General features: G+C 64.1%; 24 protein-coding genes and 1 tRNA gene. 7 read left to right on the top strand and 18 right to left on the bottom strand.

All coding sequences use genetic code 11. From position 1 onward, the window contains the following. Positions 1 to 124 precede the first annotated feature (124 nt). A complete protein-coding gene (locus ACVWWQ_RS09225; protein ID WP_457383367.1) occupies positions 125 to 688 on the top strand; it encodes a hypothetical protein in 564 nt (187 codons plus the stop codon). Between the two features lie 50 nt (positions 689 to 738). Here ACVWWQ_RS09225 and ACVWWQ_RS09220 read toward each other — a convergent pair whose 3' ends face one another. Further along, a complete protein-coding gene (locus ACVWWQ_RS09220) occupies positions 739 to 3,420 on the bottom strand; it encodes a M1 family metallopeptidase (RefSeq protein WP_133947908.1) in 2,682 nt (893 codons plus the stop codon). Between the two features lie 280 nt (positions 3,421 to 3,700). Between ACVWWQ_RS09220 and ACVWWQ_RS09215 the strand changes: the two genes are divergently transcribed. Beyond that, entirely contained in the window at positions 3,701 to 4,666 is a 966-nt protein-coding gene (locus tag ACVWWQ_RS09215) for a LysR substrate-binding domain-containing protein (protein ID WP_133947910.1), read from the top strand. A 2-nt stretch (positions 4,667 to 4,668) separates the two neighbouring features. Then, on the top strand, positions 4,669 to 5,268 hold the full coding sequence (locus tag ACVWWQ_RS09210) for a hypothetical protein (protein WP_133947912.1): 600 nt from the start codon (positions 4,669 to 4,671) through the stop codon (positions 5,266 to 5,268). 17 nt (positions 5,269 to 5,285) lie between these two features. Here ACVWWQ_RS09210 and ACVWWQ_RS09205 read toward each other — a convergent pair whose 3' ends face one another. Together ACVWWQ_RS09205 and ACVWWQ_RS09200 are read right to left on the bottom strand one after the other, a co-directional pair. After that, positions 5,286 to 5,804 carry an adenine phosphoribosyltransferase gene (locus ACVWWQ_RS09205; protein ID WP_099654621.1) on the bottom strand — a complete coding sequence of 173 codons (519 nt, stop codon included), beginning with the start codon at positions 5,802 to 5,804 and terminating at the stop codon, positions 5,286 to 5,288. A gap of 32 nt (positions 5,805 to 5,836) precedes the next feature. Continuing rightward, entirely contained in the window at positions 5,837 to 6,112 is a 276-nt protein-coding gene (locus tag ACVWWQ_RS09200) for a putative signal transducing protein (RefSeq protein WP_099654620.1), read from the bottom strand. A gap of 112 nt (positions 6,113 to 6,224) precedes the next feature. On the opposite strand from ACVWWQ_RS09200, the gene ACVWWQ_RS09195 reads away from it, so the two are divergent. From ACVWWQ_RS09195 to ACVWWQ_RS09180, 4 genes are all read left to right on the top strand, one after another. Further along, positions 6,225 to 7,985: a glutamine--tRNA ligase/YqeY domain fusion protein gene (locus ACVWWQ_RS09195; RefSeq protein ID WP_133949303.1), complete on the top strand. Its 1,761-nt coding sequence runs from the start codon at positions 6,225 to 6,227 to the stop codon at positions 7,983 to 7,985. Positions 7,986 to 7,996: 11 nt separating this feature from the next. Beyond that, a complete protein-coding gene (locus ACVWWQ_RS09190) occupies positions 7,997 to 8,557 on the top strand; it encodes a nucleoside deaminase (RefSeq protein WP_099654618.1) in 561 nt (186 codons plus the stop codon). Next, positions 8,554 to 9,270: a VTT domain-containing protein gene (locus ACVWWQ_RS09185; protein WP_099654617.1), complete on the top strand. Its 717-nt coding sequence runs from the start codon at positions 8,554 to 8,556 to the stop codon at positions 9,268 to 9,270. Before ACVWWQ_RS09190 ends, ACVWWQ_RS09185 begins: the two co-directional genes overlap by 4 nt. Positions 9,271 to 9,467: 197 nt before the next feature. Then, positions 9,468 to 11,303 carry an ATP-binding protein gene (locus ACVWWQ_RS09180; protein WP_457383366.1) on the top strand — a complete coding sequence of 612 codons (1,836 nt, stop codon included), beginning with the start codon at positions 9,468 to 9,470 and terminating at the stop codon, positions 11,301 to 11,303. Between the two features lie 51 nt (positions 11,304 to 11,354). On the opposite strand, the gene ACVWWQ_RS09175 is transcribed toward ACVWWQ_RS09180, so the two are convergent. From ACVWWQ_RS09175 to ACVWWQ_RS09105, 15 genes are all read right to left on the bottom strand, one after another. Then, positions 11,355 to 11,430: transfer RNA gene (locus ACVWWQ_RS09175), tRNA-Lys, on the bottom strand. 72 nt (positions 11,431 to 11,502) lie between these two features. Next, positions 11,503 to 12,189, bottom strand: a complete 687-nt coding sequence (gene queC / locus ACVWWQ_RS09170; protein WP_133947916.1) for a 7-cyano-7-deazaguanine synthase QueC — start codon at positions 12,187 to 12,189, stop codon at positions 11,503 to 11,505. Between the two features lie 140 nt (positions 12,190 to 12,329). After that, complete coding sequence (queE, locus tag ACVWWQ_RS09165) at positions 12,330 to 13,019, bottom strand: 7-carboxy-7-deazaguanine synthase QueE (protein ID WP_099654615.1); 690 nt, start codon at positions 13,017 to 13,019, stop codon at positions 12,330 to 12,332. 10 nt (positions 13,020 to 13,029) lie between these two features. Next, the gene (gene ybgF / locus ACVWWQ_RS09160; RefSeq protein ID WP_133947919.1) at positions 13,030 to 13,890 is read right to left on the bottom strand and encodes a tol-pal system protein YbgF; all 861 of its coding nucleotides are present in this window, start codon (positions 13,888 to 13,890) and stop codon (positions 13,030 to 13,032) included. Next, the gene (gene pal / locus ACVWWQ_RS09155; RefSeq protein ID WP_099654613.1) at positions 13,890 to 14,396 is read right to left on the bottom strand and encodes a peptidoglycan-associated lipoprotein Pal; all 507 of its coding nucleotides are present in this window, start codon (positions 14,394 to 14,396) and stop codon (positions 13,890 to 13,892) included. The genes ybgF and pal overlap by 1 nt, the downstream gene beginning before the upstream one ends. A gap of 250 nt (positions 14,397 to 14,646) precedes the next feature. Further along, positions 14,647 to 15,978, bottom strand: coding sequence for a Tol-Pal system beta propeller repeat protein TolB (gene tolB / locus ACVWWQ_RS09150; protein WP_208321575.1), 1,332 nt, complete (start codon positions 15,976 to 15,978; stop codon positions 14,647 to 14,649). After that, the gene (gene tolA / locus ACVWWQ_RS09145) at positions 15,975 to 16,919 is read right to left on the bottom strand and encodes a cell envelope integrity protein TolA (protein WP_133947923.1); all 945 of its coding nucleotides are present in this window, start codon (positions 16,917 to 16,919) and stop codon (positions 15,975 to 15,977) included. The genes tolB and tolA overlap by 4 nt, the downstream gene beginning before the upstream one ends. After that, positions 16,906 to 17,358 carry a protein TolR gene (gene tolR, locus ACVWWQ_RS09140; protein WP_133947925.1) on the bottom strand — a complete coding sequence of 151 codons (453 nt, stop codon included), beginning with the start codon at positions 17,356 to 17,358 and terminating at the stop codon, positions 16,906 to 16,908. Before tolR ends, tolA begins: the two co-directional genes overlap by 14 nt. 14 nt (positions 17,359 to 17,372) lie before the next feature. Then, a complete protein-coding gene (gene tolQ, locus ACVWWQ_RS09135) occupies positions 17,373 to 18,059 on the bottom strand; it encodes a protein TolQ (RefSeq protein WP_133947927.1) in 687 nt (228 codons plus the stop codon). A 50-nt stretch (positions 18,060 to 18,109) separates the two neighbouring features. After that, positions 18,110 to 18,511, bottom strand: a complete 402-nt coding sequence (gene ybgC, locus ACVWWQ_RS09130; protein ID WP_133947929.1) for a tol-pal system-associated acyl-CoA thioesterase — start codon at positions 18,509 to 18,511, stop codon at positions 18,110 to 18,112. Continuing rightward, positions 18,504 to 19,553 (bottom strand): Holliday junction branch migration DNA helicase RuvB, encoded by a 1,050-nt coding sequence (gene ruvB / locus ACVWWQ_RS09125; RefSeq protein ID WP_133947932.1) that lies wholly within the window; start codon positions 19,551 to 19,553, stop codon positions 18,504 to 18,506. Before ruvB ends, ybgC begins: the two co-directional genes overlap by 8 nt. Before the next feature lie 130 nt (positions 19,554 to 19,683). After that, positions 19,684 to 21,615 carry a potassium transporter Kup gene (locus ACVWWQ_RS09120; protein WP_166669704.1) on the bottom strand — a complete coding sequence of 644 codons (1,932 nt, stop codon included), beginning with the start codon at positions 21,613 to 21,615 and terminating at the stop codon, positions 19,684 to 19,686. Positions 21,616 to 21,666: 51 nt separating this feature from the next. Then, positions 21,667 to 22,263 carry a Holliday junction branch migration protein RuvA gene (gene ruvA, locus ACVWWQ_RS09115; protein ID WP_133947934.1) on the bottom strand — a complete coding sequence of 199 codons (597 nt, stop codon included), beginning with the start codon at positions 22,261 to 22,263 and terminating at the stop codon, positions 21,667 to 21,669. Continuing rightward, the gene (gene ruvC, locus ACVWWQ_RS09110) at positions 22,260 to 22,781 is read right to left on the bottom strand and encodes a crossover junction endodeoxyribonuclease RuvC (protein WP_099654606.1); all 522 of its coding nucleotides are present in this window, start codon (positions 22,779 to 22,781) and stop codon (positions 22,260 to 22,262) included. Before ruvC ends, ruvA begins: the two co-directional genes overlap by 4 nt. A gap of 34 nt (positions 22,782 to 22,815) precedes the next feature. Then, positions 22,816 to 23,550 carry a YebC/PmpR family DNA-binding transcriptional regulator gene (locus tag ACVWWQ_RS09105; RefSeq protein WP_099654605.1) on the bottom strand — a complete coding sequence of 245 codons (735 nt, stop codon included), beginning with the start codon at positions 23,548 to 23,550 and terminating at the stop codon, positions 22,816 to 22,818. Positions 23,551 to 23,629 lie beyond the last annotated feature (79 nt).

Below are 23,629 nucleotides of genomic sequence, written 5' to 3'. Positions count from 1 at the left end.
GGCGATGCCGATGGAACATGTGGAATGAAACGGTGCCGTACAGCTGGAATGGCGTCATACGGACCTTGCCTGAAGCCGGATTTTATCGCCGTTGACCACTGGCGGTTGTGAACGCAGACCACGAATGAAACCCGCCGCGAAGGACCGCACATGGCATCCGGCCGCTCAAGCACGTATCGTCGCCGCTTTCCGAGCGCAAATTGCCATGACCACGCCGAAACCCTTTCTCCACACCCGCTTTTTGAGGGAGTTGGAACAGTTTGTCGCGGGCAACTCTGTGCCGGCATCGTGGCCACCTTCGCTGCTCGGCCTGCTGCTGATCAATGGAGACCAGACTCGACCGTCCCCCGCGGCTCGCCATCTGATGCAACTGCTGCAGGCGCGCAAGGCGGTACTGAAAGCGGCATTTGATACCGAGCAGGTCGCGGACGCATTGCGGCGTTACCAGAAATTCGCCAAGCCCGGCCAGCCTTCGCCACATATTGTGCAATTGCGCCAGCAACAGGCGGCGGTTCGGCAGGCCTCCAGCCAGTCCCGACAATCGCTGGTTCAGTCGGCGGCCGCGTTCGTGCGCGAGGCGGGCATCAAACTGCCGGCGCGTGTTGCGCTTGAGCCCTTCATCGCCGGCTGGATGGAAAGCTGCCTGCCTGCCGAGCCCGCCGATACGACCGGAAACAGCGCCGCATAAAAAAACGCAGCCGGCACGTTGCCGTGCCGGCTGCGCGTTTGTGGCCTCGATCAGCGCAGAATGCTGGTCGGATCCTGCTTCGCTTTCAACGCGCTGCACAGCTGGATCGACTCACTGGTCTGTGCCAGGCCGCGAGCGATACCGGCCGCATCGTTGGCGCGGTCCTTGAAGAACGCCTGCAGACGATCGCCTTCCGCCGGGGTGCAACCGCCAGCTCCGGCCAGGGCCGGCAAGCGGCCACCGGAGAAGCTGCCGGTGCGACCCAGGATCTGCGCGTAGTGCGCGGTGAACCAGTTCCACATCGCGTCACGCTGGGTCGCGGTGTCACGACCGCCCATCAACAACATGCCCATTTCGCCGACCTTGACCGGCTTGGTCAGGGCGAAGTCGCGCACCTGCTCGGTCAACGCCGGATCGTCCACCTGGGAAAGGCCGGCGAGAATGCCGTTGCGCAAGGAAGGATCACTGGTCTTGGGCAACTCGGCGATCAGCGCATCGACCGCGCTCTTGCCGTGTTCCTGCACCGCCACGCCCAAGGCGTCGCCGAGCAGGTCCGGGTCGGCGGCAGCCAGATCCAGCTGACCATCCGCCTTCGGTTTCAGTGCCGCCTCACCCTGCTTCAGCAGTGCTGCGCGGACTTCGGGAACCTTGTAGTCGAACGCCAGAGCTCCGGCCAGCGTGCTGCGCAGCAGCGAGGCATCCTCCGATTCACCGGCCTTTCGCTGGTAACCCAACTGCTCGAGTTTCGGCAGATACGCGGCCTTGGTCCAGGCGGCAACCCGCTCACGCTGTGCGTCGGTGCTGGCCACGTGGCGATAGATCCAGTTCAGCTGGCCCAGTGGCGCAGTGGCCACCTCGCGAACCTTCGAGGAGGTCAGCGGGCGCAGCGCCATCATCACGTCACCGGCGTCCAGCTCGCCGTGGCGGAAGCTGGCACCCACGGCGTCGGCATAGGCCAGCTGCTCCGCGTCGCTGAGCTTGCCGATCTGCGTGGCCAGGCTGCCCAGCGCGCTCTTGTCGAGACTGAAGCGGTAGTAACCACTGGCATTCGCGTTCGGCATCACCCAGGTCGGCTTGCTGGCGTCTGCCAGTGTCATCGAACCGGTGGCTTTGTCGAGCATTTCGCAGGCCACCTTGCTGCCGCCGGCCGTGCCGTAACGCACGCATACCGGCACACCCCAGATCCGCTGCGCATCGCCGCTGCTGCCGACCGGCAGGTAGCGGCTCTGGCTGAGCTGCAACACGGTCTTGCCATCCTTCTGCTCCAGTTTGGTCGCCACGTAGGGCACGCCGGACTGGTTGAGGAAGCTCTTGAACGCATGCTTGAACGCATCGCCCTTGTCGGCGGCCGTGGCGATGGAATCGACCAGATCGATAGCCGTGGCATTGCCGAACTTGTGCTGCTGGATATACGCGCGCATGCCCTTCTGGAAGGTTTTCTCGCCCACGTAGTTCTCGAACATGCCGAGCACGCTGGCACCCTTCTGGTAGGTGATGCCGTCGAACGCGGTCATGATGTCGCCGTTGCCGGTGATCGGCTGGCGGATGCTGCGGGCGCTGACCAGGCTGTCGCTGTTCATCGCGCCCTGCGCGCCACGCACGCGGTCAAGGTCGGCCCGGTATTCCGGGTGCACTTCCATGGTGACCTTTTGCTGCATCCAGGTGGCAAACGCCTCGTTCAACCAGATGTCGTTCCACCATTCCGTGGTCACCGTGTCGCCGGTCCACTGGTGCGCCAGTTCGTGCGCATTGACGTTGAACGAGCCCTGCACGTTCTTCGCCGGGGAGTCCTTGTCGATCAGCAGCAGCCAGTCGCGGAACGTGACCAGGCCGGCGTTCTCCATGGCGCCGGCGGAGAAGTCCGGTGCGGCCAGCAGGTCGAGCTTGTCGAACGGATAGCCGAAGCCGTAATAGTTTTCCAGCGCATGGATGATGCTCGGCGTTTCGCCCAGCACGTGTTCCATGCGATGACCCTCGCCCTTGGCCGCGATGCCACGCAGCTTCAACGGCTTGCTCCGATAGGCATCGGGCGAGATGTCCGGCCCGGCCACGATGTCCCACGGGCCGACCGCGAACGCCACCAGGTAAGTCGGCAGCGGCAGCGTCTGCGCGAATGTCACCGTCTTCCAGCCCTTCCCAGCGGCCTGCTCTTTCACCTGCTGCGTGTTGGCGACCACCTTTTCGCTGTCCGGCACGGTGATGCTGATGTCGAACGGAGTCTTGAAGCCGGGCTCATCGAAGCTGGGGAACGCAAAGCGCGCACTGATCGGTTCCATCTGGGTCATCGCGTACGGCTGGCCTTTGGCGGTGACCTTGTACAAGCCCTGCAACTGCGCGTTCAGCGGCGCGGTGTACTCGAACTTCACGGTGAGGTCCTGCGGCTTCAGCGTGCTGCCGAAATCCACCCGCACCACGCCGGCCTTGGGATCCACGCTGACGTATTTGCCCGCATGCGCCTTGCCGGCCGCATCGGTGATCGTCACCTTCGACACCTTCAACTCGGCGCCATCCAGCCACAGGTGATCGGACGCCTGGCTCAGCTTGACCTTGATCGTGGTGGTGCCGGAAAAATCCTGCTGCGCCGGATCGACCTTGAACGCCAACTGGTACGACTGCGGCACCGCCCAGCCCGGCAGGCGGCCCTGCGGCGCCTGGTCGGCGGTGGCAGCGAACGCTGCACCACAGCAGGTGGCGAGAGCGGTGAGCATTAGAGGGCGGACGAGTCGACGCATGGTTAAGGTGCTCTGGCTTGGGGAAGTCCTTCACGCTAGAGCGGGCATGACTTGTGACCCAGTGCCAGAAGACATGGCCCACCGGCGCGGCCGGTTGCCAGGAAACGAGTTTGCAGAAGCCGAGCGGGCCCCGTGCGCCTGCGGGAAAGCGGAAGGAAACGCCGACGCACGGGCGGTTCGTGGGCTGTCGCATGCCGTCTGATGACCGGATGTTCATTGCCCCAACTGATTGTTATCATCCAAATCATAGCTTCTGACTATGATTTTGGCGGCATATCCGATGAATTTGCGCGATCTTCAATACCTGGTGGCCCTGGCCGAGCACCGTCATTTCGGGCGTGCCGCCAATGCCTGCTTCGTCAGCCAGCCCACCCTGTCCACCCAGATCAAGAAGCTGGAAGACGAACTGGGTGTGCCGCTGGTGGAGCGCGCGCCACGCAAGGTATTGCTGACCGACGTGGGTCGCGACATCGCGAGCCGCGCACGCGGCGTGCTCAACGAGATCGAGCAGATCCGCGGCGTGGCCCGGCGCACGCTGGATCCCGAATCCGGCACGGTGCGACTGGGCATCTTCCCGACCCTCGGCCCCTACCTGCTGCCACATGTGCTGCCGCTGGTGCGCAAGGCCTTCCCGCGGCTGGAGCTGCTGCTGGTCGAGGAGAAGACCGAGACCGTGCTGCGCCTGCTGCACGAGGGCAAGCTCGATGCCGGCATTCTCGCCCTGCCGCTGCACGAGGACAGCCTGCATCAGGAATTCCTGTTCGAGGAACCGTTCCTGCTGGCCGTGTCCGAAGCCCATCCGCTGGCGCACAGGCAGGGGCAGCTCAAGCTCTCCGATCTCTCACACCAGAACTTGCTGTTGCTGGAGGATGGCCACTGCCTGCGCGACCAGGCGCTGGAGGTCTGTCATCTCGCCGGCGCTGGCGAGCACTCGGGTTTCCGCGCCACCAGCCTGGAGACCTTGCGGCAGATGGTGGCGGCCAACGTCGGCATCACCTTGCTGCCGGTGACCGCGGTGAAGCCGCCGGTGGCGCCGGTGGAGAACCTGCACCTGATCGAGTTCAAGGGGACCCCGCCGAGCCGGCGCATTGCCATGGCCTGGCGCAAGAGTTCGGCCATGGATGCGTTCCTGCAGCGGCTGGCCGATGTGCTGCGCAACCTTCCTGCCGATCTGCTGGATGCGCACACTGCGGCCACACCGATGTCACCAGCCAACCCGCCCGCCGGGAAGACGGCGGCACGCTGACGATGCGCAAACTGCTGATCGCCGCCGCGCTGTTGCTGACGCTGCTGCTCGTACTGTCGCAGCGACAACACACGGCCGTATCAACCGGCCCGGGCGTGCTGGCCGCCGACGTGCCGCAACAGGTCAATCTGGCGCATGGCGCGATATTGCAGCGCGACGGAGTCACCTTGCTGACGCGGGCGCATTTCGACGTCACCGCGCGCGTGCTCTCCCGCAAGGATTACTCAAGCGCCCGAGACGGCAAACTGGTGCCGCTGGACCTCGCGCTCGGCTGGGGCCGCATGTCCGACAGCGCCGTGCTGGCCCAAATCGACATCAGCCAGTCGGGCCGTTTCTATTACTGGCGCGTCAAGACGTTTCCGATACCGCAGCGCGAGATCGAAAGGTCCAGCGCGAACATGCACATGATTCCCGCCGACACGGATGTGCAGCAGCAGTTGGAACAGGTGCGCCCGGGACAAGTGGTGCATATCGAAGGCTTCCTGGTCGACGCCAGCCGTTCCGATGGCTGGCACTGGAATACCTCGCTGACCCGCGACGACACCGGGGCCGGCGCCTGCGAACTGGTCTATGTGGAAAGCGTCACCATCGTCCCGGCCTGAACAGCCGGCGACACGGCTCAGTAACGCAGCAGGCTGTGCAGCGGCCTTTCGCCCGGCCAGCGAGCGCGACCATCCAGTGCGGCCAGCTCGATCACCACGCTGGCGCCCACCAGCGCGCCACCCAACTGCGCGATCAGCGCTGCCGCCGCTGCCAACGTGCCGCCGGTGGCCAGTACATCATCGATCAGCAGCACGCGTTCGCCCGGCTGGATGGCGTCGCGTTGAGCCTCCAGCCGATCGGTGCCGTATTCCAGTTGATAGTCCACCGCGATCACCGGTGGCGGCAGCTTGCCGGGCTTGCGCAACGGCACGAAACCGGCATGGAGCTTGTGCGCCAACGCGGCGCCGAAGATGAAGCCGCGCGCCTCGATGCCGCACACGGCCTGCACGCCGCCGTGCTGCCAGGGCTCGGCCAGCGCATCGATGCAACGGGCAAAACCGGCCGCATCGGCCAGCAAGGGCATGACATCACGAAACACTACGCCGGCGTGCGGAAAGTCGGGGACGGCGCGAATCAGCGCAGCAAGTTCATGCATGTGATTGGCTCAATGGTGCCCGGACGGATTGCTCAGCATGGCAGCGGCCATGGATCGTCTGGCAGTGGGTCGTCTCGCATCACCTGTCGCGCCTCGGCGAGCTGTGCCTCGACCTCGGCCACGATGGCGTCGGCATCAGCCAGCGCGGCCTCCGGCACCATGACCGCGATGTAGTCCATCGCCGGCAGTTGTCCGACCGCGCCAGTAAGGTACTCGCCGGCAATGAACGCCGGGATGCCGCCAGCCTCCAGTGCATGCTTGACCAGATGGGCATCGATCAGGTTTTCGGCGCGATATGCGGTGTGCATGGCTTGCACGCTAACCCGCGCCGCAGCGCGGGGCAAGCCGGTTCGCCCTGCCCCGATCACGGTGACAGGGTAAACTTGCCCGTTTCCACCAACACCCGTGAGTCAGAGCCCGATGTCGACCGATCACCCCGCCGCCGCCCCCGCCCATCCGCCGGCCACGGTGCCCCAGGATTTCATTCGGCAAATCGTGCGCGACGACCTCGCTTCGGGCAAGCACACGGCGATCCACACCCGCTTTCCGCCGGAACCGAATGGCTACCTGCACATCGGCCATGCCAAGGCGATCTGCCTGAGCTTCGGCATCGCGAACGAATTCAGCGGCTGGTGCAACCTGCGTCTGGACGACACCAACCCGGGCAAGGAAGACCCCGAGTTCGTCGAAGGCATCAAGGACGACGTGCGCTGGCTCGGCTTCCAGTGGCATGAGCTGCGCCACGCGTCGGACTACTTCGAGGTGTTCTACCGGGCCGCGCGCAAGCTGATCGAGGACGGTGTGGCGTATGTCGACGACCTCGATGCCGAGCAGATGCGGGCCTATCGCGGCACGCTGACCGAAGCCGGCCGCCACTCGCCGTATCGCGATCGTTCGGTGCAAGAGAACCTGGACCTGTTCGCGCGCATGCGCGCCGGCGAATTCGCCGACGGCAGCAAGACCCTGCGCGCGAAGATCGACATGAGCGCGGGCAACATCAACATGCGCGACCCGGCGATCTACCGGGTGCGCAAGATCGCCCACCAGAACACCGGCGACGCCTGGCCGATCTACCCGATGTACGACTACGCGCACTGCCTGTCCGATGCGCTGGAAGGCATCACGCATTCGCTGTGCACGCTGGAGTTCGAGGACCATCGGCCGCTGTATGACTGGTTCGTCGACAAGGTGGACCTGCCGAACCATCCGGAACTGTGGCAGCCCTTGCTCGACGCCGGCTTGCCCACGAAACCGGCCAAGCCGCGCCAGATCGAATTCTCCCGACTCAACCTCAGCTATTGCATCACCAGCAAGCGCAAGTTGGCCCAGCTGGTCAGTGAGCATTTCGTCGACGGCTGGGACGACCCGCGCATGAACACCCTGCGCGGCCTGCGCCGGCGCGGCTTCACGCCGGCCGGCCTGCGCCTGCTGATCGAGCGCGTGGGCGTGAGCAAACAAAACAGCGTGATCGACTATGCGGTGCTGGAAGGCTGCATCCGCGAGGATCTGGACGCCACGGCGGCGCGCCGCATGGCCGTGCTCGATCCGCTGAAACTGGTGCTGAGCAACCTGCCCGAGGATCACGAAGAAACGCTGACCTTCCCGAATCATCCGAAGAACGAGAGCTTCGGCACCCGCGACGTCCCGTTTTCGCGGGAGGTATGGATTGAACGCGATGATTTTGCCGAGGTTCCGCCGAAGGGCTTCCACCGCCTGAAACCCGATGGCGAAGTCCGCCTGCGTGGCGTTGGCATCGTGAAGTGCACCGACGTCATCAAGGATGCCGAGGGCAACGTGATCGAGCTGCACGGCACGCTTGATCCGGACACCCGCCACGGCCTGCCCGGTGCCGACCGCAAGGTGAAGGGCACCATTCACTGGGTCAGCGCGAAACATGCGGTGGCCACCGAGGTGCGCCTGTACGACCGCCAGTTCAGCGTGCCCGCGCCGGACAACGAGGATGACGGCAAGAGCTGGCTCGACCATATCAACCCTGATGCCAAGCGCGTGGTACAGGCGTGGCTGGAACCGGCGGCTGCCCACGTGGAGCCCGAACAGCGCTTCCAGTTCGAGCGTCTTGGCTATTTCGTGGCCGACCGCGTCGACCACCGCCCCGAGGCACCGGTGTTCAACCGCACCGTGACCTTGCGCGACGTCTGGGCCAAGGCCGCTGGCCAGTAAAGGAGAACACCATGCTGCCCCTGCAAATTCACCTGACCTTGCCGCCGTGGATCGGCGACGTGGCCGATACCAACAAGCGTTACCAGAGCGACGAGGAACGCGTCGGACTGGCGATCGAGTTGTCGAAACAGAACGTGGAACGTGGCGGCGGCGGTCCGTTCGGCGCAGCCGTCTTCAACAGTCATAGCGGCCGACTCGTCGCCGTCGGCGTGAACCGCGTGGTGCCGCAAAGTTGCTCCGTGGCGCATGCGGAAATGATGGTGATCATGATCGCCCAGCAACGGCTCAGCCGGCATCGGCTGAACGAGGACGGCGGGCATTATGTGCTGGCGACCAGTTCGCAGCCCTGCTGCCAGTGCTACGGCGCCAGCGTCTGGGCCGGCATCGATGAGCTGCTGATCGGGGCGCGCTCGGAGGACGTCGAGGAACTGACCGACTTCGATGAAGGCCCGCTGCCGGCCGACTGGATCGGTGAACTCGCCCGCCGCAACATTGTGGTGCGTCGCGACATCCTGCGCGATCAGGCTCGCGAGGTACTGGCCACTTACGGCGCGGGCGGCACGTCCTATTGAGCCGCTGGCGCGCCACGCTGCCGTTGGTGCTGCTGGTGCTGGCCGGCATCGTGTTGTTCGCCTCCGGCTCACTGGACCAGCTGACCCCGCACCAGTTGCTGGCCAACCAGGCCAGCCTGCACGCGCAGATCGATGCACATCCGTGGTGGAGCCGCCTCGCTTTCACCGGCCTGCTCACCCTGGCCGTGGCTACCGGCATTCCCGGCACCATCGTGGTGATCCTGGCTGGCGGCTTCGCGTTCGGCGTGCGGGATGCCACCTTGTATTCGTCGATCGGACTGACCCTGGGATCGCTGATCCTGTTCTTGGCCAGCCGCTATGCCTTTGGCCCCGGCAGCCGGCGCCCACCCGCCATCGTGGCGCGCCTGCATCACGGTTTCGAGCGGCATCCGGTCAGTTACACCTTGTTCCTGCGCTTCGTGCCGGTGGTGCCTTTCGGCGCGGTCACCGTGGCGCTGGCATGGCTGCGCTGTCCGATGTGGCTGTTCCTTGGCGCCAGCTGGCTGGGCGGCACGGTTTCGCTGATCTTCGAAACCTCGATCGGCGCGGGCCTCGGCGATGCCATGAGCCAGAGCGACAATATTGGCCTGGGCTTGTTCATGCATCGCGGCGTGCTGCTGCCGCTTGGCGCGATCGCCCTGCTCGCCTTGCTGCCGCTGCTGATCGAGCGCATCGTCCGTCGTCGGCGCGAGCGTCGCCAGTCGGGCGAATAAGCTGCACGCGGCACCTGCCAACGAATCCATTTCGCGCTAGTGTTGGCAAAGCCCGGCACCCCGAGAGCTTGGTCTGAAGCTTCTCGCGTGCGCACCGGCTCGCAACGCAGGATGAGGGGCGGCGGATGGACATGGCGGCAGACTCCTGGCCCAAACGATTGTGGCAACGCCGATCGTTGATGCAACGCATGGTCTTCATGGCCCTGGTCCCGGCCCTGATAACCGCTGCCCTGCTGGCAACCTTCCTGACCCAGCACCAACTGATCAACCTGCGCCGGATGGCCCGCAACAATGCGGAGGCGGTCGCCACTCAGGCCGCCGCGATCAGCCTGCAGCCGTTGCGCACCATGCAGTTGCGCGAACTGGCCCGGATCGCCGACTCCGTCGGCGACCTGCCGCAGGTGATTCGGGTGCAGATACGCACCAGCGCCGGCCAGATCCTTGCCGATCACAACGAGGTGGACGACAGCCGGGCTTCGACCGAAGTGCTCACCGTGGTCCGGGAAGTGACGGATCCTGACCAGCCCGGCAGCGCGCCAGTGGGCTCGGTGCGCGTGGATGTCAGCCTGCATCAAGCCATTGCCGCACAGCACGCCAGCTTGCGCCATGCACTGGTCGGGCTGATCGTCAGCCTGCTGCTCGCCGCGATATTTGCCTGGCAGGCAGCACGCTGGATCAGCGCTCCCTTGCGTCATCTGGCCGGTGCTGTCCACCAACTGGGCCGTGGCGACAAACCGGTCGTGGTGCCGGTCACCGATCGCACTGAAATCGGTCAACTGCAGGAAGGCTTCAATCATGCCGCCGCCGCGTTGCACGACGTGCAGCGCGGCATGCAGGAACAGATTGAACAAGCCACCCAGGAGCTGGCACGCAAGAACGCGGCGCTGGAGGCGGCCAGTCTCGCCAAGTCGCGCTTCCTTGCCGCGGCCGCACATGATCTGCGCCAGCCGCTGTACGCGCTGACGCTGTTTTCAGCGGCGCTGAGCGTGGACGAAGACGACCCGCAGCGACTGGATCGGATCGCCCATGTCCAGGAATGCGTGCAATCGCTGGATCATCTGTTCAGCGAATTGCTCGACCTGTCACGACTGGAAGCCGGCGCGGTACAGGTGGATATCAGCGAATTTCCGCTGGCCCAGGTGTTTGCCGAGGTCAGTCGGAATTTCGAGATGGTGGCCGAACAGCGCGACTTGCAACTGTTGAGCCACCCGACCCTGCTATGGGTACGCACCGACCGCACCATGCTGACCCGGATTCTCAACAACCTGGTCAGCAACGCACTGCGCTTCACCCAACATGGCGGCGCACTGCTGGGCACCCGCATGGACGCCGACGGCCTGATCCGCGTCGAGGTGTGGGACACCGGCAGCGGCATCGCACCGGAACACCTTTCCAGCGTGTTCGACGAGTTCTACCGGATTGACGACCACCTTGATCCGGGGCTCGACCACGGCTCGCGTTCGGGGCTGGGGCTGGGTCTCGCCACGGTGCAGCGACTGGCTCAATTGCTCGATACCGAGGTCGCGGTGAAGTCCCGGCTCGGTCGCGGCAGCGTGTTCCACCTCCGGTTGCCGATGGCTTGCGCCACCGTGATTGAATCCCCGCCCATGCAAGATGCGCCAGTGGACTTCACCGGCAAGCGCGTGCTGGTGGTGGATGAGGATCCGGCGATTCTCTCCGGAGTGCGCTTCCTGTTGCGCAGTTGGGGCTGCGACGTGCAAGTGGCGGAGGATCGGTTGCAAGCCATGGAGGCGGTCGAGAACTGGGCAGGGCCGCCACACATCGTGATCAGCGACCTGCATCTTCGTGGCGGCACGCGCGGCCTCGACCTGTTCGTCATGCTCGACCAGTACTACCTGCGTGATGGCGACACGCCTTTCGCGCGACTGCTGGTCACCGGCGAGACCCGCGTCGAACACCTGCGCGACATCATCGCGGCCAACATTCCGCTGCTTTACAAGCCCGTTTCACCGCACCAGTTGCGTCACGCCATGATGCTGGCATGGACCGCCGCCCGTGCCGACAGTGAGTGACGCCGAGACCCACGGACAAAAAAAGAGCGCCCCGAAGGACGCTCTGAAGACTGGTGGGTCGTCCGGGATTCGAACCCGGGACCAATGGATTAAAAGTCCAGTGCTCTACCAACTGAGCTAACGACCCATCGTTGAAAACTCAAGTCCTCAATTTTACGGGCTGCGCGGCAAGCGCACAAGCAATCATGCTGCGGGCCGGTCACGCATAGCGCGTGGGATCGACCAACCCGGCATCATGAAAGCCTTGCGCACGCAGGCGGCAGGCGTCGCAATGCCCGCAGGCACGACCATCCACATCCGCCTGGTAGCAACTCACCGTCGCGGAAAAATCCACGCCCAGGCGCTGACCTTCGCGGGCAATATCCGCCTTGCTCATGCGCATGAGTGGCGCATGCACGCGAATGCCGGCGCCTTCGACGCCAGCCTTGGTGGCCAGGTTGGCCAACTGTTCGAACGCTTCGATGAAGGCCGGTCGGCAATCCGGATAGCCCGAATAGTCGACCGCATTGACGCCACACCAGATGTCACTGGAACCCAGCACCTCGGCCCAACCCAACGCGATGGAAAGCATGATGGTGTTGCGCGCGGGCACGTAGGTCACCGGGATTTCATTGCTGTCGCCGGCATCCAGCGGCACATCGATATCGGCGGTCAACGCCGAGCCACCGATGCTGCGCAGGTCGATCCCGACGGTCTTGTGCTCGATCGCGCCAAGCATCCGCGAGACGCGGTCCGACGCGGCCAGCTCGGAATTATGGCGCTGGCCGTACGACACGCTGAGCGCGTACACCTGATAGCCCTGCTCACGGGCCATCGCGATAACGACGGCCGAATCCATGCCACCGGAAACGAGCACGACAGCCTTGCGGGGGGAGTTGTCAGACATGATGTGCATCCACACGAATACGACCGGTCACCGGCCGGAAAGCGCCACCGGCAACACAGGCCGGCGCGCGGGGTTCTCATTCAAGAGCCCGGCCACGAATGGCCGGTCTTGACTCTCGCGTTCAGGGACGAACGCAACGATCATTTTCCCGCGGCGTCATCCCACAACAGCTTGTGCAGCTGCATCTGGAAACGCACCGGCAACTTGTCGGCAATGATCCACTCAGCGAGCTCACGTGGTTCGACCGCGCCGTGCACGGGCGAAAACAGCACCATGCAACGGTCTGCCAGCTTGTGTTCGACCAGCATGGTACGCGCCCACTCGTAGTCTTCCCGGCTGGCCAGAACGATCTTGATCTGGTCGTGCGGCAGGAGGTGATCGAGGTTGGACCAAAGATTGCGCGCACTCTCGCCCGAGCCGGGTGCCTTCAGGTCCATCACCTTGTGCACGCGCGGATCGACTGCGGAGACGTCCAGCGCCCCGGAGGTTTCCAGCGACACGTCGTACCCGGCATCGCACAGCTGACGCAGCAGGATCAGGCAGCGCTTCTGCGAGAGCGGCTCGCCGCCCGTTACGCAAACATGCCGAACGTCGTGCGAGGCCACCTCGGCCATGATCGCGTCGATCGCATGCCAGTTGCCGCCGTGAAAGGAATACTCGGTATCGCACCAGACACAGCGCAACGGACAGCCCGTGAGGCGCACGAACACCGTGCGCCAGCCAATGGCGTCGGCCTCACCCTGGATCGAATGGAAGATCTCGGTAATGCGCAGCCGGTCGGTGGCCACGGCAGACGTTGCGGACGCCTGTTGCGCGTCATGGCCACTCATCAGGACGGACTCAGTTGCCTGACTGCAGTTGCAGGCGCTGCAGACGTTCCTTCGCCAGGCTTGCTGCCTTGGAACCGGGATACTTGGTGGTGACCTGCGTCAGCGTGGCCTTGGCTTCGGCGTTCTTTTTCAGCTCAAGCTGGCTGTAACCCACCTTGAGCAAGGCGTCAGGCGCCTTCTCACTCTGCGGGAACTGGCTCAGCAGTTGCTGGAACGACTCCAGCGCCACCGGATAGTTGGTGGTCGCGTAGTAGGACTCGCCCAGCCAGTACCAGGCGTTCGGTACCAGCGAATGATTCGGGAACTGCTGGATGAAGCTGCGGAACTCACGTGAGGCTTCCACATAGTTGCCCGCACGGATGGCCTTGAAGGCCACGTCGTAGGCTGCCTGGGCCGCTGCCGGGTCACCCGGGGCTGCGGCACTGGCTGATGCCGCTGGCGTTTTGGTCGCAGCGCTGCCGGTTGTCGGCGGCGCGACCGTGCTGGCGCCAACTGCCGGAGTGCCTGCCGATGCCGGCGGATTGCCGCCCGCGGCGGCGCCCGTGCCACCGGACTCCAGGCGCCCAAGCCGGGCATCGAGATCGGTGTACTGGGCCTTGTTCTTGTCATCGAGCGACTGCAAGTGGTGCTGCAGTTCTTCGACCTGCCCCTGCAATTGCTGCACCTGGGCCTGCAATTGCTGCATCTGATTGACCATGCCGATACCGGACTGATCCTTGTTCTGTGCCTGCTGTTCCAGTCGCGCAACGCGATCAGCGAGGCTCAAGCGAGAGTCCTGCGCGAAAGCCGGGAACGCGAACAGCACGGCAGACGCGATAGCGCCCGCCGTGCCGATCCTGGCTGCATAGCTTTTAGCCAGTCGCTTCATCATTACTGCGCCGTGTAGACGATCTCGACGCGACGATTCTTGCTCCAGCAATCCTCGTTGTGCTCACGGCACACCGGCTTTTCCTTGCCATAGCTGATCACTTCCAACTGGCTGGCCTGGCCGCCGCTGGCCTGCAGGGCGCTGGACACGGCATTGCCACGGCGCTCGCCGAGGCCGAGGTTGTACTCGCGGGTGCCGCGCTCGTCGGTATTGCCTTCCAGACGGATGTGCGACATCGGGCGATCCTGCAGGTACTTGGCGTGGCACGCCATGATCTGCTGGAACTCCGGCTTGATCTCGGTCTTGTCGAAATCGAAGTACACGACGCGCTGACGCAGGCAGGCATCGGTATCGAGGTCGGCAGGGGTGTACTTGCCGTCAGCGACGGGCGCCTGCTGCGGAGCGGTCTGCTCCGGCATGGGCTGGGGCTTGACTTCCTGCTTCTTGGAGCAAGCGGCTGCGCCCACGCAAAGCAGGGCGACCAGAGCAACGCGAATGGTCTTATTCATGGTGACGTTCCTTACGGGTTGAGTTCCGACAAACGATGACGATTGGAAATACGGGACAGCTCACGCCGGTTGACCGGCTGTTATTTTGACACTTGAAAGATCGGTGACACGTGAGGCTGCGTCATCGACCTGACTGGCTTTCGACGCGACAAGCGCCGTCACCGGAAACCGAAACGCGCCTCACAGGCGCTGTTCGGGCCCAATCCCTGGGCATCATGCTGCCGCACTTACGCGCAGCAGCATGAAAAATTCATCGTTGCCGGTACGGCCCCCAAGCCGGTTCGCGCACATCGCCATCGGAAAGTACGAGGCGCTGGCGAACCTGACCGTCAGCCGATACGGCGTACAGCACGCCGCGACGTCCTTCGGTAGCGGCATAGAGCAGCATGCTGGCATTCGGAGCAAAACTCGGGGACTCGTCAATCGGGCCCGGCGAGAGGAATCGCACCTGGTCACCCAAGCTTCGATCCATGATGGCAATACGATACACGTTCCCGTTGCCCTGCACCATCGCGATTTGCTTGCCGTCGTAGCTCACCGACGCGCTCGCGTTGTTCTGGCCCTGGAAGGTGATCCGCTGGGGCGTTCCACCACTGGCGGGAATCTGGTAGATCTGCGGCCGGCCGGACCGATCGGAGGTGAAATAGATGCTCTTGCCGTCGGGCGCCCAGACCGGCTCGGTATCAATCGAGAGGCTGTGGGTCAGCCGGGTTTCCTGGCGACTGCCCAGATCCAGCACGAAAAGTTCCAGATTGCCGACGTAGGACAGCGCCACCGCGAGCTTGCTGCCGTCCGGCGACCACGCCGGCGCACCATTGATGCCGCGCGGATGCGACTCGACCAATTGGCGCGAACCGGTGGTGATGTCCTGCACATAGATGTTCGAGTTGCCACTCTCGAAGGACACATAAGCCAGCTTCTTGCCGTCCGGTGACCAGGACGGTGACAGGAGCGACTCACGCGAACGCGCCACGACCTGCGGATTGTAGCCGTCGGAATCGGCCACAAGCAGCGAATAGGTGGTGTTGTTGCCCAGGCCGACGGCGGTGATATAGGCAATCCGCGTCCAGAAAGCACCGCGCACGCCGGTGATCTTCTCGTAGATCACGTCGGCGATCTGGTGCGCCACGCTGCGCAGATCGCCGGCCGGAGCCGGTGGCATCTGCTGGTGCAGCAGGCTTTGCTGCTTGTTGACGTCCCACAGTTCGTACTCGACCTGGACCATGCCGTTGCCGGCGTCCTTGATGTTGCCGACCACGATGTAGTCCTGCTTCAGCAGGCGCCAGGTCGGGAACTTGATGTCCGCACCCTTGGACGGAAACTCCACGATGTCGCTCTTGGCCAGCGAACGGAACTTGCCGGAACGATTGAAGTCGTTGCGCATCACATCGGCGACGTCGGTGGCCAACGGCGCCCCGCCGGCCTGGGCGAACGGCACGACCACGATCGGCGTGGCGGTCTTGACGCCACCGACGATGTCGACATTCAACGACTGGGCGGCAGCTGGACCGGCGAACAGGGCCATGGCGGCCAGCAGGATGATGGCGAAGCTTGAGCTGAATTTGCGCATGGGCTTGATCATTGCGGCCTGAATGTGAAGGTAAGGTTGCGTTGGAACACGCTTTCAAAGCCCTTGTACGGCAAGGTCTTGGTACGAAGCACGGCATTTTCGACCGAACGTCGACCGGCGTCGTCGTACGGACAACTGGAATCCACGGTCGCACTCATCACGTCACCGCCGGGCGATTGCACGATATGAACCTGACAAGGCAATGCTGGCATGTTATCCGGCCTCAGCCAGTTGGGCGTGACCGCATTCTGAATGGCTGCCATGTACTCATCGGCAAGATTGCTGTTCGGGCTGTTGTTGCCGGTTTGACGCTGATCCGCGGGCGGCAGGTCAGGCTGGCCGTCATCCTTGGCATTTTTCAGGTCTTCCAATTGCTGCCTGGCCTGTTTGGCCTTGTTGTCCAGCTGCTTCGTCTGGTTCGACGCCGCATCCATCTTGGCAAACAAGGCATCAATCTTCTTCTTTTCCTCGGCCTTTTTCTTCGCCGCCTGGGCGTCCAGCTCGGACTGGCGCTGGATTTCCTTCTCTTCCTGCAACTGTTTGGCATCCTCCGCCTTCTTGGCGGCGTCTTCGACCACCCGCTCCTGCTCCTTGACGTCCACATGCTTGGGCGGCGGCGGCAACTGGCTGACCTCCGGCTTTACCGGCGGTGGCGGCGTCGGCGGCGGGATGGTCGGCGGCGGCGGCGTGGAATTGGGGACCGGCTTCGTCTTGACCGCTTTCGGCGGCGGACTGCCGGTACGCCCGATCAACGTTGCCTCGATGATCGGCCCCTGCAGTTCCAGCGGCTTGGCACAGGTGATCGGATTCATCCACGCCGGCAGGTGCAGCGCGTTGAAGACATTCTCGTAGCTTGAACACGGCAATACCGCGAGGAACAGAAACCCCACGATGCCGATATGCAGGATGGCGGAAAGTACGACCGCCTTCGGCGTCCCCTTACTTTCGTCCATTGGACGTGCTCTTGCCCTGTACCGGCTGGGCCATCAGGCCGACCTTGGAAACGCCGGCCTGCTGCAGGTCGGCGAGCACCTCGACCACGCCGCCGTAATGGCCCTGGTCGTCGCCAGCCACCAGCACGTTGACGTCCGGATTGGTGCGCACGAACGCACCCACCTTGCTCTGCAGCGCGGCCGTGTCCAGCAATTCCTTTTCGGCACCAGGAAGCGTCAGGAACAGCTGGCCGTCCTGCTTCACCGTGACGATGATCGGATCCTTCTTTTGTTGCAGCGACTTGGCGTCGGCCTGCGGCAGGTTCACGTCGACGTTGGACTTCATCATCGGCGTGGTGACCATGAAAATGATCAGCAGCACCAGCATCACGTCGATGTAGGGCACCACGTTGATTTCGGATTTGAGCTTGTAACGCCGCTGGCGGCCGGTCTTTCGCATGACTGCTGCTCCGCTCAGGCGACGTCGTCGGTCTGGATCTGCCGCTGCAGCACGGAGGAGAACTCTTCCTGGAACACGTCATAGCGCGAGGCGATCCGCTCGACCTTGGTGGCGTAGCGGTTGTAGGCCCACTGCGCCGGGATCGCGGCGAACAGACCCATCGCCGTGGCGATCAGTGCCTCGGAGATGTGCGGCGCGACCACCGCGATGGTCACGTCCTTCATCTCGCCGAGGCCCTGGAACGCGCCCATGATGCCCCACACCGTGCCGAACAGACCGACGTAGGGACTGATCGAACCGACGTTGGCGAGGAACTCCAGATTGCGCTCGAGCGATCCGATCTCGCGCGTGCCGGCGACCTGCATGGCGCGCTCCGAACCTTCGATCACGCTGCGCGTGTCGTGGGTCTTGCGCTGACGCTGGCGGGCGAACTCGCGGAAGCCGGACTCGAAGATGTTCTCGATACCGCCGTTGTTGCCGCTGCCGTTGCTGACCTCGCGGAACAGCTGCGCCAGGTCGCCACCGGACCAGAAGCGCTCCTCGAACGCCTCGGCGTCCTCCATGGCAGCCTTGGTCTGGCTGTACTTGCGCACGATAATGACCCAGGACAGAAACGAGAACACCAGCAATATCAACAGCACCAGCTTCACTGGCAGGCTCGAATCCGCGATCAGCGAGAAAATGTTCAGTCCACCGTTCATTGCTTGCAGGTTCTCCGCCGGTTCGGCTTGATGGTTCTTTGAGGTGCGGGTTACGGAATCAGATCGGAAGGAATCGGTGCCGGGCGCATGCGTGCCAGATCCACGCAAGCCACCCGCACGCCGGCACGGATCAGGCAACTGCCGTCCGTCTTCGTGATCGTCTGGGTGAACAGGATACTGGCAGCACGCCGCTCTTTGACGTCGACCGTTACCACCAGTTCATCATCCAGCAGGGCTGCCTTGAGGAAGTCGATCTGCATGTCGCGGACCATGAAGGCCAGTCCGGTGGCCTGCTTGTACGCCATCTGGTCCACGCCCAGCGCACGCATCCACTCGGTGCGGGCGCGTTCCATGAAACGCAGATAGCCGGCGTGATAGACCACGCCACCGGCATCGGTGTCTTCCCAGTAGACCCGGACTTTCCAGCTGAAGGGCAAAGAAAGCTCAGACATCGACGGCTCCCGCATCGAACAAATCGGCGGCCTGAGCCTGGCGCGGCGGCGGAGTCAGGCCCAGATGACGCCAGCCCTTGGCACTGACCATGCGCCCGCGAGCGGTGCGCACCAGATAGCCCTGCTGGATCAGAAAGGGTTCGACCACGTCTTCGAGCGTACCGCGATCCTCGCTGAGCGCGGCAGCCAGCGATTCCACCCCGACCGGGCCGCCATCGAAGTTCTCGATGATCAGGCCAAGCAGACGTCGATCCAGCTCATCAAAGCCCTGCGGATCAATCTTCAGCATGTCCAGCGCCGCCTGCGCGGCGGCCAGCGTGATTTCGCCGTCGGCGCGTACCTCCGCATAGTCACGTACCCGACGCAGCAAGCGGTTGGCAATCCGCGGCGTGCCACGCGAACGACGGGCGATCTCCTGCGCGCCTTCGGGTGCGCAGACGATGCCGAGGATCTTCGCGGCGCGCCGCACGATCGCGGTGAGCTCGTCGGCCGTGTAGAACTCCAGCCGTTGCACGATGCCGAATCGGTCGCGCAACGGCGCGGTGAGCATGCCGGCACGCGTGGTCGCCCCGATCAGGGTGAACGGCGGCAAGTCCAGTTTGATCGACCGTGCAGCCGGCCCCTCGCCGATCATGATGTCGATCTGGAAGTCTTCCATTGCCGGGTACAACACTTCCTCGACCACCGGCGACAGGCGATGAATCTCGTCGACGAACAACACGTCGTTCGCTTCCAGGTTGGTCAGCAAGGCGGCCAGATCGCCCGCACGCTCCAGTACCGGTCCGGAAGTGGAGCGCACGTTCACGCCCAGTTCGTTGGCGATGACGTGACTGAGGGTGGTCTTGCCCAGGCCCGGTGGCCCGAAGATCAGCACATGATCCAGCGCGCCGCCGCGCTTCTTCGCCGCCTCGATATAAATCGACAGCTGCTCGCGCACCGCCTGCTGGCCGAGATACTCGGTCAGCCGCCTTGGCCGGATGGTGGCTTCCAGCGCCTCGTCGTCGAGCTGGGCGGCAGCGGTGATGATGCGGTGATCGGTCATGCCGGCATTATGAAGCGAGAAGCGAGTGAAGAGGAGTAAAGGAACGAGAGCACAGCCGGAGCCGGCAACTTCATGCTCTTTCTACCTTCTCTCTCCTCTCCACTGACTCCTCTCCACTCACTCCTCGCCATCAGATCTCCACCTGCGCCCCCAACTCGATCAGCCGGTTGCCGGGAATCTGGAAGAACGCGGTGGCCGGCAGCGCATTGCGCGACATGAAAGCGAACAGCTTGTCGCGCCACATTGCCATGCCGGGGCGACGTTCGTCCGCCACGATGCTTTCGCGCGAGAGGAAGAAGGTGGTATCCATCATGTCGAAGGCCAGGCCTTCACGTGAACACTGCGACAGCGCCTGCGGAATGTTCGGATCCTCGGCAAAACCGAAGTTCAATTCCAGTGCATAGAAGTTGTCACTGCCGGGCGTCAGCGCGGTGAGCTGGATGCGCTCGTCCGGCTCGGCCACGGGCGTTTCCAGGATGCCGACGGTAAGCAGCACGTTGCGCTCATGCAACACCTTGTTGTGCTTGAGGTTGTGCAGCAGGGCGTGCGGCACCGCGTTGAGATTGGCGGTGAGGAACACCGCCGTGCCGGGTACCCGCAACGGCGGATGCGCCGTCATGTTCTCGATGAACGGAGTCAGCGCCAGACCGCCTTGCTTGATCTCGCGCACGACCAGCTCGCGGCCACGGCGCCAGGTGGTCATCACCGCGAACATCAGCAGGCCCAGCACCAGCGGGAACCAGCCACCCTGCAGGATCTTCAGCGTGTTGGCGCCGAAGTAGCTGAGGTCGATGGTCAGCAGGATCAGGCCCAGTCCGATCACCAGCACGCGACTCCATTGCCACATGCGTCGGGCCACGATCATCACCAGAATCGTGTCGATCGCCATGGTGCCGGTCACCGCAATGCCGTAGGCGCCAGCCAGCGCGTTGGACGAGCCGAAACCGACCACGGTGGCGATCACCGCCACCATCAGCGCCCGATTCACCCACGGCAGGAAAATCTGCCCGATCGCGTCGCGCGAGGTATGCACTACCTGCATGCGCGGCAGGAAACCGAGCTGGATCGCCTGGCGGGTCACGGTGAACGCCCCGGAGATCACCGCCTGCGACGCGATCACCGTGGACAGCGTGGCCAGGCCGATCATCGGGTACAGCGCCCAGTCCGGCACCGAATGATAGAACGGGTTGGCGATCGCCTCGGGATGGACCAGCAGCAGGCCGCCCTGGCCGTAATAGTTCAACAGCAGGGCCGGCATCACGAAAAAGAACCAGGCGGCGCGGATCGGCACCCGGCCGAAGTGGCCCATGTCGGTATACAACGCCTCGGCACCGGTCACGCACAGCACCACCGAACCCAGCGCCAGGATCGAGGTCTTGCCGTGGGTCATGAAGAACTGCACCGCATGCCAGGGATTGAGCGCGCGCAGCACCTCGGGTGCCTGCACGATGTTCCACACGCCGATGGCGCCCAAAGACAGGAACCACAAGACCATCACCGGCCCGAAAATCGCACCGACTTTCGCCGTGCCGTGACGCTGCAGCCAGAACAGCCCGAGCAGCACTGCCACGGTGATGGGTACCACCCAGTGCGACAGCGCCGGTGCCGCCACCTGCAAACCCTCGACCGCGGAAAGCACCGAGATGGATGGCGTGATCACGCCGTCGCCGAAGAACAATGCCGCACCCAGCAACGCCATCAGCATGACGGCACGACGCATGGCCACCGACTTGCCGCTGGCCCGTTGCGCCAGCGTCATCAGCGCCATGATGCCGCCCTCACCCTTGTTGTCCGCGCGCATCACCAGGCTGACGTACTTCACCGCTACCACCATGATCAGCGACCAGGTCACCAGCGACAGGATGCCCAACACCGTGCTCGGCAGCGGGTGCAAGCCGTGTTCGGGCAGGAACGTCTCGTGCATGGTGTACAGCGGACTGGTGCCGATGTCACCGAATACCACGCCGATGGCGCCCAGGATCAGCGCCGATTTGGCACCACGAACGTGAGCGGCATCCCCGTGGGCCGAGGATGGGACGGTATTGTCTGATGGTTGGCTCATTGAAATCCCGAGGAACTGACTGGCAGCTTCATGACGTCGTCGGACGCCTGATCAGCTGCCCAGAGCGGCGCGCAGCGCCTTGCGAATGATGGCTTCAGCGCTGTCGCCCTCGCTGGCGACTTTTTGCACCAATCGGCTGACTTCGGCCGGCTTGTAGCCCAGTTGCTGCAGCGCCACGGCAGCTTCACCGGAAGCATCAAGGGGCACACCGGCGCGTTGCGGCGAAACACCGGGAACACTGGCAACACCATCGAGCCGATCACGCAGCTCCACCACGATGCGTTCGGCGGTCTTCTTGCCGATGCCCGGAATCTTGGTCAGGGCGACCACGTCATCGGCTTGCACCAGACGCGCAAAGTGGTCGGTGGAAACGCCGGACAACACGGACAGCGCGATTTTCGCGCCGATGCCGCTGACCTTGAGCAGGTTGCGAAACAGCGCGCGCTCGGTCTCGTGCAGAAAACCGTAGAGCGTGATGCCGTCTTCCTTGACCGCGTGATGGATCAACAACACCACTTCCTTGCCCACGCCCGGCAAGTCGTAGATGGTCGACATAGGCGCCTCGACGTCGTAGCCGAGGCCGCCCACTTCGATCAGCAAGGACGGTGGCTGCTTGCTGATCAGCGTGCCACGCAGACGCCCGATCACCGGCGCCGCCTCCAGGCGGTGCGCGGAATGCCGACCCGATTCAGGCTGGCGCGCGTGTGCGCGTGGGTGATCGCGATCGCCAGCGCATCGGCGGCATCGGCCTGCAGCGGCCCTTTCAGACCCAGCAGAATGCCGACCATGTGCTGCACCTGGGTCTTGTCGCCGCGACCACTGCCGACCACGGACTGCTTCACTTCGGTTGCCGCATATTCGTGCACCACGATCCCCTGACTCACCACTGCGCAGATGGCGGCGCCGCGCGCCTGCCCAAGCTTCAGTGCCGAATCCGGGTTGCGCGCCATGAATACGCGCTCGATCCCGCACTCGGCCGGCTGATGCGTCGCGATGATGTCACAGAGCTCGTCAAAGATGCGTTTGAGGCGCAGCGGGAAGGTCGCCTCCCCCGCCACGGCCAGCGCGCCGTGGAATACGTGACCCAGCTTGCCCGTGTCATCCACGTCGATGATGCCCACCCCGGTCCGCTGGCTGCCCGGGTCGATGCCGATAATGCGCGTCATGGGCGCTGCGAGCCGAAGGCGGGAAGCCCTCGACTCAGCCGGCCGCCTCGGAGGGCAGCAAGGCGTTGTGCGACACCTCGCTGACATCGTCCAGCGAGTCCAGCTTCTCAAGCAGGTCCATCAGCTGTTCCAGCGCCTCTTCCGGCACCTCGACGCGATTGTTCGGGCGCATCACCACGCCGGCATGCTGGGCACTCAGGCCGGCATCAATCAGCGCCTGCTGCACCGCCTCGAAGTTCTCCGGGGCGCACAACACGATGCTTTCACCATGCTCGTTCACCACGTCGTCGGCGCCGGCTTCCAGCGCTGCCTCCAGCACTTTTTCCTCGGCCGCCTCGTCGCCAGCGGTGGCGAACACCAGTTCGCCGCAACGCGTGAACTGGAATGCCACGGACCCGGAGGTGCCCAGGTTGCCGCCATGCTTGGTCAATGCGTAACGCACGTCCGCCACGGTACGGGTGGGATTGTCGGTGAAGCTTTCGATGATCAGCGCCGTGCCGGCCGGGCCATAGCCCTCGTAGCGCAATTCCTGCATGTCGGCGCCGCCGTCGACACCGGAGCCGCGCTTGACGGCGCGATCGATGGTATCGCGGGTCATGTTCGCCGACAGGGCCTTGTCGATGGCCGCGCGCAGCCGCGGGTTGCCGCCAGGGTCGGCCACTCCGGCGCGGGTGGCGACGGTGATTTCGCGGATCAGCTTGGTGAACACCTTGGCGCGCTTGGCGTCTTCGGCGTTCTTGCGACCTTCGATGGACGGACCTCTACCCATGACGATTCCTGCAGGACGGCGGTTGGAGAGCCGGGAATTTTACCTGAATTCAGGCGTCGTGCCGGGCCGACGGGTGCGG

The organism is Rhodanobacter sp. TND4EL1, from assembly GCF_054061035.1.
The sequence above is the reverse complement of the archived record's forward strand: the minus strand, read 5'-3'. Positions and strand labels throughout refer to the sequence as shown.

Bases quoted from the DNA above. Each gene is read 5' to 3' on its own strand.
- ybgC (WP_133947929.1), bottom strand. From the start codon at position 18,511: ATGTCTGAGCTTTCTTTGCCCTTCAGCTGGAAAGTCCGGGTCTACTGG.
- ACVWWQ_RS09200 (WP_099654620.1), bottom strand. From the start codon at position 6,112: ATGCACACCGCATATCGCGCCGAAAACCTGATCGATGCCCATCTGGTC.
- ACVWWQ_RS09210 (WP_133947912.1), top strand. From the start codon at position 4,669: ATGCGCAAACTGCTGATCGCCGCCGCGCTGTTGCTGACGCTGCTGCTC.
- ACVWWQ_RS09105 (WP_099654605.1), bottom strand. From the start codon at position 23,550: ATGGGTAGAGGTCCGTCCATCGAAGGTCGCAAGAACGCCGAAGACGCC.
- queE (WP_099654615.1), bottom strand. From the start codon at position 13,019: ATGAGTGGCCATGACGCGCAACAGGCGTCCGCAACGTCTGCCGTGGCC.
- ACVWWQ_RS09195 (WP_133949303.1), top strand. From the start codon at position 6,225: ATGTCGACCGATCACCCCGCCGCCGCCCCCGCCCATCCGCCGGCCACG.
- ACVWWQ_RS09120 (WP_166669704.1), bottom strand. From the start codon at position 21,615: ATGAGCCAACCATCAGACAATACCGTCCCATCCTCGGCCCACGGGGAT.
- tolB (WP_208321575.1), bottom strand. From the start codon at position 15,978: ATGATCAAGCCCATGCGCAAATTCAGCTCAAGCTTCGCCATCATCCTG.
- tolQ (WP_133947927.1), bottom strand. From the start codon at position 18,059: ATGAACGGTGGACTGAACATTTTCTCGCTGATCGCGGATTCGAGCCTG.
- ruvB (WP_133947932.1), bottom strand. From the start codon at position 19,553: ATGACCGATCACCGCATCATCACCGCTGCCGCCCAGCTCGACGACGAG.
- ruvC (WP_099654606.1), bottom strand. From the start codon at position 22,781: ATGACGCGCATTATCGGCATCGACCCGGGCAGCCAGCGGACCGGGGTG.
- tolR (WP_133947925.1), bottom strand. From the start codon at position 17,358: ATGCGAAAGACCGGCCGCCAGCGGCGTTACAAGCTCAAATCCGAAATC.
- ACVWWQ_RS09180 (WP_457383366.1), top strand. From the start codon at position 9,468: ATGGCCCTGGTCCCGGCCCTGATAACCGCTGCCCTGCTGGCAACCTTC.
- pal (WP_099654613.1), bottom strand. From the start codon at position 14,396: ATGAATAAGACCATTCGCGTTGCTCTGGTCGCCCTGCTTTGCGTGGGC.
- ybgF (WP_133947919.1), bottom strand. From the start codon at position 13,890: ATGATGAAGCGACTGGCTAAAAGCTATGCAGCCAGGATCGGCACGGCG.
- ACVWWQ_RS09190 (WP_099654618.1), top strand. From the start codon at position 7,997: ATGCTGCCCCTGCAAATTCACCTGACCTTGCCGCCGTGGATCGGCGAC.
- ACVWWQ_RS09205 (WP_099654621.1), bottom strand. From the start codon at position 5,804: ATGCATGAACTTGCTGCGCTGATTCGCGCCGTCCCCGACTTTCCGCAC.
- tolA (WP_133947923.1), bottom strand. From the start codon at position 16,919: ATGGACGAAAGTAAGGGGACGCCGAAGGCGGTCGTACTTTCCGCCATC.
- ACVWWQ_RS09215 (WP_133947910.1), top strand. From the start codon at position 3,701: ATGAATTTGCGCGATCTTCAATACCTGGTGGCCCTGGCCGAGCACCGT.
- queC (WP_133947916.1), bottom strand. From the start codon at position 12,189: ATGTCTGACAACTCCCCCCGCAAGGCTGTCGTGCTCGTTTCCGGTGGC.
- ACVWWQ_RS09225 (WP_457383367.1), top strand. From the start codon at position 125: ATGAAACCCGCCGCGAAGGACCGCACATGGCATCCGGCCGCTCAAGCA.
- ACVWWQ_RS09220 (WP_133947908.1), bottom strand. From the start codon at position 3,420: ATGCGTCGACTCGTCCGCCCTCTAATGCTCACCGCTCTCGCCACCTGC.